General features: G+C 54.8%; 11 protein-coding genes, 1 tRNA gene and 1 riboswitch. Of the genes, 8 read left to right on the forward strand and 4 right to left on the reverse strand.

Features of this window, described 5'->3' with window-relative positions; all coding sequences use genetic code 11:
• On the reverse strand, positions 1 to 1,395 hold a 1,395-nt coding region (locus H8Q75_RS01475), incomplete at its 3' end, for a DUF2339 domain-containing protein (protein ID WP_297039862.1).
• Between the two features lie 515 nt (positions 1,396 to 1,910).
• Between H8Q75_RS01475 and H8Q75_RS01480 the strand changes: the two genes are divergently transcribed.
• The 3 genes from H8Q75_RS01480 to H8Q75_RS01490 all read left to right on the forward strand — a co-directional run bounded on the left by H8Q75_RS01480 (position 1,911) and on the right by H8Q75_RS01490 (position 5,358).
• Complete coding sequence (locus tag H8Q75_RS01480; RefSeq protein ID WP_024123890.1) at positions 1,911 to 2,840, forward strand: septal ring lytic transglycosylase RlpA family protein; 930 nt, start codon at positions 1,911 to 1,913, stop codon at positions 2,838 to 2,840.
• Between the two features lie 33 nt (positions 2,841 to 2,873).
• Positions 2,874 to 2,972: riboswitch (TPP riboswitch) on the forward strand.
• A gap of 10 nt (positions 2,973 to 2,982) precedes the next feature.
• Positions 2,983 to 4,365 carry a phosphomethylpyrimidine synthase gene (gene thiC / locus H8Q75_RS01485; protein ID WP_041429347.1) on the forward strand — a complete coding sequence of 461 codons (1,383 nt, stop codon included), beginning with the start codon at positions 2,983 to 2,985 and terminating at the stop codon, positions 4,363 to 4,365.
• Between the two features lie 3 nt (positions 4,366 to 4,368).
• Positions 4,369 to 5,358, forward strand: coding sequence for an inorganic phosphate transporter (locus H8Q75_RS01490; RefSeq protein WP_024123888.1), 990 nt, complete (start codon positions 4,369 to 4,371; stop codon positions 5,356 to 5,358).
• Positions 5,359 to 5,365: 7 nt separating this feature from the next.
• Here H8Q75_RS01490 and H8Q75_RS01495 read toward each other — a convergent pair whose 3' ends face one another.
• Complete coding sequence (locus tag H8Q75_RS01495; RefSeq protein ID WP_024123887.1) at positions 5,366 to 5,815, reverse strand: SRPBCC family protein; 450 nt, start codon at positions 5,813 to 5,815, stop codon at positions 5,366 to 5,368.
• A complete protein-coding gene (zds, locus tag H8Q75_RS01500) occupies positions 5,812 to 7,251 on the reverse strand; it encodes a 9,9'-di-cis-zeta-carotene desaturase (protein ID WP_024123886.1) in 1,440 nt (479 codons plus the stop codon). The genes H8Q75_RS01495 and zds overlap by 4 nt, the downstream gene beginning before the upstream one ends.
• 157 nt (positions 7,252 to 7,408) lie before the next feature.
• On the opposite strand from zds, the gene H8Q75_RS01505 reads away from it, so the two are divergent.
• From H8Q75_RS01505 to H8Q75_RS01515, 3 genes are all read left to right on the forward strand, one after another.
• Positions 7,409 to 7,579, forward strand: a complete 171-nt coding sequence (locus H8Q75_RS01505) for a hypothetical protein (RefSeq protein ID WP_024123885.1) — start codon at positions 7,409 to 7,411, stop codon at positions 7,577 to 7,579.
• A 109-nt stretch (positions 7,580 to 7,688) separates the two neighbouring features.
• Entirely contained in the window at positions 7,689 to 9,605 is a 1,917-nt protein-coding gene (gene sir, locus H8Q75_RS01510) for a sulfite reductase, ferredoxin dependent (protein WP_024123884.1), read from the forward strand.
• 37 nt (positions 9,606 to 9,642) lie between these two features.
• Positions 9,643 to 9,714 (forward strand) — tRNA-Cys (locus H8Q75_RS01515).
• Positions 9,715 to 9,729: 15 nt separating this feature from the next.
• On the opposite strand, the gene H8Q75_RS01520 is transcribed toward H8Q75_RS01515, so the two are convergent.
• Entirely contained in the window at positions 9,730 to 10,746 is a 1,017-nt protein-coding gene (locus tag H8Q75_RS01520; RefSeq protein ID WP_024123883.1) for an alpha/beta fold hydrolase, read from the reverse strand.
• Between the two features lie 73 nt (positions 10,747 to 10,819).
• On the opposite strand from H8Q75_RS01520, the gene H8Q75_RS01525 reads away from it, so the two are divergent.
• On the forward strand, positions 10,820 to 11,644 hold the full coding sequence (locus H8Q75_RS01525) for a hypothetical protein (protein ID WP_297039872.1): 825 nt from the start codon (positions 10,820 to 10,822) through the stop codon (positions 11,642 to 11,644).
• Between the two features lie 13 nt (positions 11,645 to 11,657).
• Positions 11,658 to 12,074, forward strand: a 417-nt coding sequence (locus tag H8Q75_RS01530) for a TIGR04376 family protein (RefSeq protein WP_297039874.1), incomplete at its 3' end; no start/stop codon positions are given.

Here is a 12,074-nt window from a genome sequence, read left to right on the forward strand (position 1 = left end):
AATACTGACTGCTGCGGCGCCAAGCACCACCAAATGGGTGGCAAAAGCCAGATTCCACAGCGGGGGGCGATCGGCAGCGGTAAAAAGCAGTTGACCAACAAAGCCAAGGCTGAGTAGTCCCCACCAAAGATGGGCAATAACCCGCAGGGGGCGCGAGCAATAGTGTTGGCTTAGATAATGCAAAATCAGCCCTTCGATCGCCAGGGGTGCGAGGATAAAGCGATTGCTGTAGTAACGAACAACAATGCCAAAGGCAATCAGCACAAGTCCCGTCAAGCTATAGACCCAGCGCCAAGGGTGCGGTAGGCGTCGCCAGAGCAGACTGGTTCCGAGGTAGAGTACCCCAAAAAGGATAAACACCCGCCCCGTTATCGTTGCTGACCACTCCCAGAGGGAAGCACTTAAGCTGAGGGCAATCACTGGGTTAAAAGGGGCGATCGTTTGACCGTAGGGTTGTGGGGAAGTCTTTTGGGGGCGATATAGCTCCACTGCCCTGTTGCGATCGCGCCACTGATACCAAGGGGGCAATACCGTAAAGCCCAACCAAGTCAACGCCAGAATTCCCTGTAACGCCACCATCTGATCAAGGTGCTGAGTGGTCATAGACACCCTTAACATCACCCATCCCAGCCAAAAGGCTGACAGCAGGAGCGATCGCCAGCCCTTCACTGCATAAATTGCCCAACTGCCTAAGAGGATTAAAAAGGTGTAACTGGCCAAGGCCAAAGGACGACTCATCTCTGGGTTGTAGAGCAGCAAGGGGGTCCCTAGGCCACCAACCCCACCAATCACTGCAAAAATGGCTCGATTTTGGCGCAAGGACATGAAAAACGCCCCGAGGGTCACCAACACCATCAATGGGAAAGCCACCCCCCAAGGCATGACGCTCAAAAACTGATAGGCAGCAAAGATCGTCAGGTAATAGGTTGCGAGGCCACCCCCCTGCAAAAACTGGCTAAAGATAGCTCGCCGCTGCAACCGCCAGCCCAACCCCATCAAGGCAGTGCCGATCACCAAACCCATGGCAACCAGAACCGCATCGGTAATCCAGCCCAATTCAACGGCATACCGAAAGAGAAAACCAATCCCCAACAGCAGCAGGCCAATGCCAAGACGGTTGAGCCACAGTTCCCAATTTTGTAGCCAGTCAGGTTGGGAAGGCGTCACTGGACGTAGGGGTGCCACCGATGGGAATTCAGGAGCTGGGGGTTGCGCTTTGATCGCAGCCGGTTCCTCCGGTGGCGTTGATTGGGTTGCAAGTTCTGGGACTCCAGAAGAGGAGAGGTCTTCACGGAAAATAGCGGTTTGCAAAATCTCGAGCGATCGCTGGAGAGCAGCCACAGCGGCTTCTAAGTTCTCCAGACGACGCCGCAAGTCATCCCTGTCTTCCATCATCTGGCTCCCTACGGACGATATCCCCGTTTTATGTGCTACAAGGGAGGGCAATTCCTTGGGCAATGCACTTTATGAAGTGGCTGGACGAGCACCCCAACAGGAGTAAAAGGGCAACAAAATTGGGTCAGAAATCGTCCTGTAACACACAGAAAAGGTTACAAAAAGCAAATTTTCTATTTCAGAAAAATTTTTATTTTTAGTGATCTGAGTCACAAAGACATTCGGAAATTAAAAACAATTTATTAAAGGTTTATAAAATTTTCTTATTTTCTTTTGCCAACTGTAAATTCCGTCAATGTGCCAGTCTGCGTAGGTTTTACCGACTTCAGCGGTTTTTTATTCTCTTTCAAAATGTTTGTCACGAACAAAATGCTCCTGATGCTTGATTCTAGGCCTTCGTGGTAGGTTGAAACAGTTCCGCGATGAGAGCGAACACGGCACCAGTAGGGGTTACCCCTGTGTGATGTTGGTGCCCTACTGTCCAGCCGTATGGATGCCCTTTTTAACGGACGCCTATGAAAAAAACGCTTTATGTGGGTCTGACAACAACCACGTTGGCTGTGTTGGGAATGCTTTCCAGTAGCCGTGCAACTACAAGCACGCCAGCCCCAGAATCTGTTTCAGCCCCCGCCGCCGTTGCCACCAAAGTTGGGGAACGCCAAGCCACTGCTCCAGCGACAACGCCAGCGATCGCCAGTCTCCATCGTCACCAACAGCAAGGCCGCGAAGCCGTAACCGTCTACTTGCGGGGGATTCCGGTACTCACCTTCTTGGGGCAGCGGCTAGCAGCCACGGAGAGGGTCAAAGTCGCTGCCGCTAATAGCGCTGGCATGCCAGAGCAAACCACCCTCTCAGAGGCAGCCCAACAGGCAACCCTTCTCACCGCTCGCCTCAATCAGCTCCACGAACAGGGCTTTGACGCCAATCTTGTGCGTGTGCGTTGGGATGCCCAACAACAGAACTATCGCATCTACGCCGATAAAGAACCTCTCCTGACCCTAAACAATCAGGTAATACTCCCGAATAGTTCACAACGCAGCGCTGAAAACGCCCTGCGAATTACCAACCTGATCCGACGCCAGTTGGGCAATGCCCCTGCTTTAACCAGCGTAGAGGGCAGCCCAAATACAGTTGTGGCCATGGGGCCAATTCGGATGCAGTTTACGGGCATTGCCTCGTGGTATGGCCCCGGCTTCCATGGTGCCCGCACCGCCAATGGTGAGCGATTTGATCAAAATGCCCTGACGGCTGCCCATCGCACACTGCCCTTTGGGAAACGGGTGCGGGTGACCAATCTCCAAAATGGCCGCTCAGTGGTGGTGCGGATTAACGATCGCGGGCCCTTTACGGGAGGGCGGGAAATTGACCTCTCGCGGGGGGCTGCTGCTGCCATTGGCCTCATTGGTGCCGGTGTCGGATATGTACGCATTGACGTTTTGGACTAACCCCCACCCCCCAAGGGCAAAGTGATAGAATGAACGACATGCTAGGGGTGTCTGCGGTCACCGCAGGCTGAGAGCAAACCCTTAGAACCTGAACCGGATCATGCTGGCGCAGGGAAGCTGTCTAGAGAGGATTCTATCAATGGTGCGTAGCCAATGGATTGCTGCCCGCAAAGGGCACGACAATGTCACCCAAATGCATTATGCCCGCCAAGGAATGATCACCGAAGAAATGCACTATGTGGCGCGGCGGGAAAACTTGCCCCCTGAATTGATTCGCGATGAAGTTGCCCGCGGGCGGATGATTATTCCCGCCAATATCAATCACCCCAACCTCGAACCCATGGCGATCGGGATTGCCGCCAAGTGTAAAGTCAATGCCAACATTGGTGCCTCTCCCAACTCCTCGAACCTGGAGGAAGAATTGGCGAAGCTGCGTCTAGCAGTGAAGTATGGTGCCGATACGGTGATGGATCTCTCCACAGGGGGAGGTGACCTTGACGCCATTCGCACCGCCATTATTAATGCCTCACCGGTGCCCATCGGCACAGTGCCCGTCTATCAAGCCCTTGAAAGTGTCCACGGCAGCGTTGAGCGGCTCACCCCTGAGGATTTTCTCCATGTGATTGAAAAGCACGCTCAGCAGGGGGTGGACTACATGACCATCCATGCGGGGCTTCTCATTGAATACCTGCCCTTGGTGAAAAACCGCATCACAGGGATTGTGTCTCGTGGCGGCGGCATTCTTGCCAAGTGGATGCTATATCACCACAAACAAAATCCCCTCTATACCCACTTCCGCGACATTATTGAGATCTTCAAAAAATATGATGTCTCCTTCTCCTTGGGGGACTCGCTGCGGCCGGGGTGTTTGCATGATGCCTCCGATGAAGCCCAACTGGCGGAATTGAAAACCCTCGGTCAACTCACCCGCAAGGCTTGGGAACACGATGTCCAGGTGATGGTGGAAGGCCCTGGCCATGTGCCTATGGATCAAATTGAATTTAATGTGCGCAAGCAGATGGAGGAATGCGCTGAAGCTCCCTTCTATGTCCTTGGGCCGTTGGTCACGGATATTGCCCCCGGCTATGATCACATTACTAGTGCCATTGGCGCTGCCTTGGCGGGTTGGTACGGCACGGCCATGCTGTGCTATGTGACTCCTAAAGAGCACCTTGGCTTACCCAATGCTGAAGATGTGCGCAATGGCTTGATTGCCTACAAGATTGCGGCTCACGCGGCGGATATTGCCCGTCACCGTCCGGGGGCGCGCGATCGCGATGATGAACTGTCGCGGGCACGGTACAACTTTGACTGGAACCGCCAGTTTGAACTGGCCCTTGATCCGGAGCGAGCCCGGGAATACCACGACGAAACCCTACCGGCAGATATCTATAAAACGGCTGAGTTCTGCTCCATGTGCGGGCCCAAGTTTTGCCCCATGCAAACGAAGGTAGATGCCGAGGCCCTTGCTGAGCTGGAGCAATTCCTCGCCAAGGACAAAGATCAAGTGAGTGCCTCTGCCTAGGGCATGGCCATTGATTTCAAGGGGGGGCTGATGGCGATCGCCCTCCTTTTTGATGTCACCAATGGTTTCCATGATGCCGCCAATGCCATTGCAACGGTGGTGGCCACCCGTGCCCTTTCCCTGCGCTCGGCGCTCCTCCTTGCTGCTGTGGCTAATTTTGGTGGTGCTTTCTTGAGTACGCGGGTGGCGCTAACCATTGAAGCAGGTATTCTCAACAGCACTGCCTTGGGTAGCCATTGGTTTGGCGTGATTAGTGCTGCACTCCTTGGTGCGATGGCCTGGAATTTGCTCACTTGGTATTGGGGCTTGCCCAGTAGTTCTTCCCACGCCCTTATTGGTGGCTTGGTGGGGGCAGCCCTCTTTCAAGTGTCACCCCAGATCATCTATTGGCAGGGAATTATTGGGTCGGTAGTCATTCCCATGGTCGTGTCTCCCTTGGTGGCGATCGCGGTCGGCCTGAGTTTCATGGCGCTTGTCGAGAAATGGCTGCAATGGCAAGACATTCCCCCAGAACACTGGCAACGGTTACAGATTCTCTCTGGAATGTTGATGGCAGTGGCCCACGGTGCCAATGATGCCCAGAAAACAATGGGGGTCATGACCCTTGCCCTGGTGAGTTGGGGAGAACTGTCTCCGGATGCCGGTGTCCCCGTCTGGGTGATTGCTGCCTGTGCCTTAGCGATCGCGCTCGGGACCTATGGCGGCGGCGAGCGCATTATCCACACCACAGGGGAGAAAATTACATCCCTTGACCCTGTGAGTGGCTGCTTAGCTAACCTGAGTGCCGCCTTAACAGTCGGAGCCGCTAGTCTAGTGGGCTTTCCCGTCAGTACCACCCAAGTCGTGGTGGGGGCAATTACGGGTGCCGGGTATCGCCATCAAGGGGAAGTGAACTGGCACGTGTGGGGCCAAATTTTCATGGCATGGGTGCTGACGTTTCCCGGTGCAGCCCTGCTGGCGATGGCAATCTCTTTTTGTCTAGCGCAACTGTAAGCCAAACTCAGGAAACCTGTGTGGGTTGCATCCGTTGGGCATACTCCCGAAAGCGTTCGAGATCCGCTTGCAGTGTACTTTCAACTACCCGACCCAAGAACAGGCGATCCATAATTTGTCCTAAGACTCCGGGAATTGCATAGGAGACCGAGAGCTTGACAATGGTGCTGCCCTGGCGATCGTAAAAGCGAATTGCCCCCCGATTGGGTAGGCCATCCACGGACTCCCATTGAATAATTTGGTGCTTTACTTGGCGGCAAATGCGCGATCGCCAGCTAAAGTGCCAGTTTCCCGTGGCCAATGTCCAGCGGGATAGCGTGGGGTCCTCTGCGGTGATGACCACCGATTCAATCCACTTCATCCACAGGGGCATTTTCTCTAGGTCGGACCACAGTGCCCAGACGCGATCAACATCGGCGGCCACTTCAGTCTGCACCGTATGCTCTAACCAACTCATGGGTGACCTCCTGCCAAAATCGCCTGGGCGGCTTGTCGTCCGGACATCGTCGCGCCCTCCATACTGTCAATGTAGTCCTGCTGCGTGTAGCTGCCCGCCAAGTAAAAGTTAGGAACCGGCGTCTTTTGGGGTGGACGATAGGGATCCATGCCGGGGGCTTCGCGATAGAGGGACTGCGCCAATTTGACGACACTGTACCATGTCATGTTGAGATGGCGCGACGAGGGGAAAAGTTCATGGACTTGGCGCAACACGTGTTGGGCAATCTCTTCATTGCTGGCCTTAATGAAGGGATCGCCGGGGGTGAGCACCACTTGGAGCAGAGAGCCTTGGCCTTCGCGATAGTAGTCCGCTGGGCTAGTGAGGGCCAAATCGGCAAAGCAGGAAAAATCGGCATCGGCGGTGTACAGCAGGTTATCAATACCCGTTGCCGCCACCTGTTTTTGTTTACTGGGGTCTTGCAGTTCCGTAACCCAGCCATCAAATCGCAGTTGGACCGTGGCCACAGGCACAGCCGCGAGCTTAAAGATGTTGTCGAAGGTTGGGTGCGATCGCCAGGCCTCTGGAATCAGGCGTTGAATCCCCGGCACATCACAGGCACACAGATAGGCATCCGCCGTCACTGTTTCCAGCGCTTCCCCACGGGGAATCAGCAAGCCTTCCACCTGCCAAGTGCTGGTATCCTCGCCGCGAAACAGAATTTCCTTGACGCGTCGCCGCAGATGAATTTTAGCCCCCCGCGCTTCAATATAGTTCACCAAGGGCTTGAGCAGGTATTCCGCTGGTGATCCTTTGAGCATACTCAGCCGTGAGGCGGTTGTTTTGGCGGCAAACATCATAAAGATCGTGAGCATACAGCGCGCAGACATGTGCTCAGTATCAATAAAACCCAAGGCGTAGGAAATAGGATTCCAGAGGCGTTTGAGGCTATTTTCTGAACCACCATGCCGCCGAAACCACTCCGCAAAACTCATGCAATCTAAGGCGCGAATTTGGCGCATCGCCCCCTCATAGTCCACCAGACCCCGCACCACAGGACTGGTGCCAAGGGCAATAGCATTAAAAAATTTATCGGCAGCAGAGAGTTGACGGGTGGTGAAGAAGGCCTTGAGACCGTTGAAGGGGGCGCCCAAGGGAAAGCGAAAATCCAGTTCCCCCACCTGACCCCCACAATTAATAAATGTGTGGGTATGTTCCTTGGGCAGTAGGTTGGCGATCGCCCCCACCTTGGTCATCAGTTCAAAGAGATTAGCGTAGTTGTAAAAGAAAACATGCAGCCCCATCTCAATGTGGTTGCCATCGGCATCTTGCCAACTGCTGACTTTGCCCCCCACAAAGGGACGGGATTCATAGATTTCAACACTGTGACCGGCATCCACCAAATCCACTGCGGCGGCTAAGCCGGCCAACCCTGCACCAACAATGACAACCCGCATCGGCGATCCCAGAAAACTTTACAGATTTTAACATTTTTTGCTCTCGAGCGGTTTCCCGCGCGTTAAGAAACTTGGCAGAGACCCTTGCCCCCCAGAACCCTCGTCTATGATCGAGGTAAGTTGAAGTTTTTGAATCGCTCACGCTCACGGTGTGCTTATGGCTACGCGTTGTGTCCTTGCCTTTCCCCTCTGGCAGTATTTGAACCAACGGCTATTTAGTCCGGGCTTTACCCTGAATCCCAAGCGGTTCTGGCGGCAGTATTACAATGCTTACCTCGAACGCTGCTGGCAAAAGGACTGTGCCTCCAAGGAAGAACCCTCCTGTTAATCATTCCACAGGTTCGCTAAAATGAGATAGCTCACTTTCCCGATCAAGATTAGGGACTTTTAGCTGTCGTCATTTTGGTTACCTTCGCCTGTTGGAAGACAAAAATACTATGGTTGCTTCGCCCCCCTCTGCCAATGCCACACTGAAACGCTCAAAAATTGAGACTCTCAAGGAACAGAGCCAACATCTGCGAGAACCTGTTGCCACAGAATTACTAGAACCAACGAATCGTTTTAGTGAAGAGGGTGTGCAGATCCTCAAGTTCCATGGCTCCTATCAGCAGGACAATCGCGATAACCGCGTCAAAGGGCAGGAAAAAGACTACCAGTTCATGCTGCGCACCCGCAGTCCAGCGGGCTATATTCCGCCGCAGCTCTATTTAACCTTGGATCGCTTGGCAGATGAGTATGGCAACCGCACGCTGCGAGCCACAACACGGCAGGGATTTCAGCTGCATGGCATTCTCAAGAAGAATTTAAAAGCAGCGATCGCTGCCATTGTCCGCAGCATGGGATCGACCTTGGGAGCCTGCGGTGATGTGAACCGCAATGTCATGGCGCCCCCCGCCCCCTTTCGCGATCGCCCAGAATATATCCTTGCCTATGAGTATGCCCACCGCATTGCCGATCTCCTAACACCCCAAACGGGTGCCTACTACGAGATTTGGCTCGATGGCGAAAAGGTAATCTCCGCCGAAGAGCACCCCGATGTCAAGGCAGCACGGCAGCGCAATGGCCATGGCACCATTTTCCCGAATAACGAAGAGCCAATCTACGGCGATCACTATATGCCCCGCAAGTTTAAGTGCTGCGTCACGGTGCCGGGGGATAATTCTGTGGATCTTTTCTCCCAAGATTTGACCCTGGTGGTGATTACAGATTCCCAAGGCCATCTTGAGGGGTTCAATATCTATGCCGGTGGTGGCTTGGGCCGCACCCACAACAAGGAAGAAACCTTTGCCCGCATGGCCGATGAAATTGGCTTTGTGCCAGCAGCAGATGTCTATGAGGCTGTGAAGGCGATCGTGGCGACCCAGCGGGATTATGGCGATCGCTATAATCGGCGCCACGCCCGTTTGAAATATCTGATCCACGACTGGGGGGTCGAAAAATTCAAGGCCAAAGTGGAGGAATACTTTGGCAAACCCCTCGAACCCTTTCGCCCACTGCCGCCGTGGCGCTATCAGGACTTTTTGGGCTGGCACCCCCAAGGGGATGGCAAATTCTTCTATGGCTTGTCCATTGCCAATGGCCGCATCCTAGATCAGGGCAACTTCAGACTCAAGTCGGCCCTCAAGAAAATCGTTGAGGACTTTCATCTCCCCCTGCGGGTGACGCCCCACCAAAATCTGCTCCTGTGCGATGTCTCTCCCGATCAGCAGGCTGCGATTCAGCACCTCCTTGAGGAGCACGGCGTTCAGGATGTCAGGGCCATTGATCCCCTCCAACGCTATAGCATGGCCTGTCCAGCATTGCCCACCTGTGGCTTGGCCATTACCGAGTCGGAGCGGGCAATTCCGGGGGTACTGGAGCGGATTCGTCGCCTCATGGATCGGCTGGGACTGAAGGACGAACATTTTGTGATTCGGATGACAGGGTGTCCCAATGGCTGTGCCCGTCCCTACTTGGCGGAATTGGGCTTTGTCGGCATTGTGCCCGGCGCCTATCAAACTTGGTTGGGGGGAAGTCCCGATCAAACCCGCTTGGCAGCGGTCTACATTGAGCGGTTGCCTATTGCCGAACTGGAAACGGCCCTAGAGCCATTGCTGGTCTTTTATCGCGATCGCCGGCAGCGGGGAGAATCCTTTGGTGATTTTTGCCATCGGGTTGGTTTTGCAGCCTTGCGACAGTTTGCAGCAAATTACGTGCCCACTGCCACAACGAAGCGCTATCGCGTGGATGTGCGGGCTGATCAATACCAACAACTCAAGGAATTGGCAGCAGCACAGGGCAGGTCCCTAGCGGCGGTGACCCGTGAAGCCATTCAGCATTACCTTGAGCAATCGCGGCAAAACAAGCAAGGATAGGATTGCCTATCGGCTATAATGAGAAGTTGCCAAATAGGGCGGCATAGCCAAGTGGTAAGGCAGAGGTCTGCAAAACCTTTATCCCCCGGTTCGAATCCGGGTGCCGCCTTCGTCATTCCATCGCTTATCCAGCTCGCTGCTCAAGCCAATCTAAGAGTCGATGGATACCCCAGCAGTAGTCTGGATCACCCCAAAGGCGTTGGCACTTGCGATCGCTGGTAAAACCCACGTGACCCCCCTGTTCGGTCAGCAGCAGGGTAAGGGCAGGATTCCCCTCGGCAATAGTGAGCAGTTCGGGCACAAGACAGGGATCAAATAGGGGATCATCGGCGGCATAGAGAATCCATAGGGGTATTGTCAATTGGGGCAGCAGCGGCAAGGGACTGCTGGCAGCGTAATACTCGGCCACACTGCTAAAGCCAAGGCGGTCAATGACGAGGGCGGCGTCAAAACCGGCAATAGTGTCAATCTTGGCAACAGTGTTGAGATCAAAGATCTGAGGATAAAGGCGATGAAGGTGGCGAGCCAAGTGTTGGAGTTGACGACTGATGGCGCCTTCAAATTGCCGTCCCCAAAAAGTCTGGCCTAGGTAGGCAAGGGAACGATTGGAGTCAAGGTTGGGGCAGATGACCGCAGCCCCCCCAATCTCTGTTTTCCCTTGCTGTTGGGCATACCAGGCACCCCAAAGGGCTAACTGCCCCCCCAAGGAATAGCCAACCAACCAATAGGGAGGGGTATAGCCGAGGGCTTGACACTGCTGGGCGATCGCCACAAAGTCTTGTCCTTCATAGAGACCATCACTGGTTAACACGGGGGACAGTTCTGCGCTGCGCCCATGGGCACGCCAATCGAAAAGGAGGACATCAAAGCCGCGGGCAATCGCCCAATGGGCAAGGGTATGCAAGTACCATTGATTCTTGAGATCACCCGTAATGCCGTAGGTGGCAATGATGGTGCCGCGGGCTTGGCCAACCCGATACCCCTCACCGTACAGGGGCACGCCCTCAGCTCCATGGAAAACATGACTAGTTTGTGGTTGCCAAGGGTAGAGGCATCCCCAGCGTTGAACATAGGCGGTAAAGACGGTGTGGATCACGCCAGAGTGCAGCGGCAGGGGTGGCCAATAGGATAGGGATTGCATAGAATTTAGTCATCCATCGTAGGCAAAATGGGCAAGGTTGGGCGTTTTTGGTGATCATTGTGAGGCATGGGCGATGACACAGAGCAATCATCCGAAGCGGACAGAGCCCTACATCAGAGAAACCTGTCTGACAGATGTCCAAGCCAATCGCTTGCTAGATGAAGTCTTTGCCACTGTGGAGGCCAACCCCAATGAGCCAGAATCCCTAGCAGCGGTTTTAGAGCCTAAGCCTTCCCTCCCCGTCCCTTTTGAACCCACCACTCCTCCTTCGGAACCTTCTCGCTGGCTGCACTGTCCAGAGCCGCAGCCAACATTTTCTTGGGGCGATCGCTTTTTGATGGGGGTAGGCATTGCCTCCTTTGTACTGGGGGTTGGCCTCTGGATCAGCCTGAATCGCCAGCCGGTTGCAGTTGCCCCTGACGCTGCGGTGACCACAAGCACTAGCCCCGCCGACATGGCCTTTGCTGAGTATCTGCAAACCTCCCTGCAACTCCTTAGCCAACAGGTCGCCACCCCAACCCCTTCACCCCCCGCGATCGCCAGCAATTCCATGCCCAGCCCCACAGCCTCTGCCCCAACCGTTGAGCGCATCTACGTTCCCGTTTACCAAGCCCCCAGCCCGCCGGCGGTCCCACTGCCCAATTTACCCACGGTAACAGCGCCAGCACCGGCGCCGTCCCCCCCGCCGCCTGCTCCCCCCCAACATACCCTAGTGGGCATCCTCGAACTGGGCGATCGCTCGGTGGCGCTTTTTCAAAGCAATGGCCAAACGCTGCGCTTGAGTGTGGGCGACACCATTGGCAACGACGGCTGGCAACTGGTGCAGATTCAAAATCAGCGGGCGGTGCTACGACGTCAAGGGGAAGTGCGCTCCCTCACTGTTGGCCAAAGTTTTTAGGGAAGGGGCACCCATGAGCTTTTTTCGGGACCTAAATGCATTCCTAGAGCAAAAACTCGAGGACTTTATCCGTGCCAACCCTGAGCTTGAACTTAATCTGCTGCTCCTTGAGCTAGAAGATCAAGAACGGCAAACCCAAGAGCGCCTGTTACGGTTGCAACAGGAAGTCAATACCTGTGAACAGCAGATTTTAGGCCTTGTTTCCGAAATTCGCCGCTGGCGCGATCGCATCCAAACGGCGATGGCCGCTCAGCGCCCCGACCTTGTGGCATTGGCACAGCAGCGGGAGGCTGAATTACGCCGCCGCGGAGAGCAATTGTGGACCCAGCGTCTCGATGCCCTCAATCAAATTTCCGTTACCCAGCAGCTTTTGCACAAGATTCGCGATCGCCGTCAGGAAGTGATGCACCGCGTTCCTGCCGCCAGTGCG

This window comes from Thermosynechococcus sp. OHK43 (assembly GCF_014466085.1).
Classification (GTDB): domain Bacteria; phylum Cyanobacteriota; class Cyanobacteriia; order Thermosynechococcales; family Thermosynechococcaceae; genus Thermosynechococcus.

Excerpts from the sequence above, each read along its gene's own strand:
- H8Q75_RS01480 (WP_024123890.1), top strand. The coding sequence starts at position 1,911 with ATGAAAAAAACGCTTTATGTGGGTCTGACAACAACCACGTTGGCTGTG.
- H8Q75_RS01490 (WP_024123888.1), top strand. The coding sequence starts at position 4,369 with ATGGCCATTGATTTCAAGGGGGGGCTGATGGCGATCGCCCTCCTTTTT.
- H8Q75_RS01495 (WP_024123887.1), bottom strand. The coding sequence starts at position 5,815 with ATGAGTTGGTTAGAGCATACGGTGCAGACTGAAGTGGCCGCCGATGTT.
- zds (WP_024123886.1), bottom strand. The coding sequence starts at position 7,251 with ATGCGGGTTGTCATTGTTGGTGCAGGGTTGGCCGGCTTAGCCGCCGCA.
- H8Q75_RS01505 (WP_024123885.1), top strand. The coding sequence starts at position 7,409 with ATGGCTACGCGTTGTGTCCTTGCCTTTCCCCTCTGGCAGTATTTGAAC.
- sir (WP_024123884.1), top strand. The coding sequence starts at position 7,689 with ATGGTTGCTTCGCCCCCCTCTGCCAATGCCACACTGAAACGCTCAAAA.
- H8Q75_RS01520 (WP_024123883.1), bottom strand. The coding sequence starts at position 10,746 with ATGCAATCCCTATCCTATTGGCCACCCCTGCCGCTGCACTCTGGCGTG.
- H8Q75_RS01525 (WP_297039872.1), top strand. The coding sequence starts at position 10,820 with ATGACACAGAGCAATCATCCGAAGCGGACAGAGCCCTACATCAGAGAA.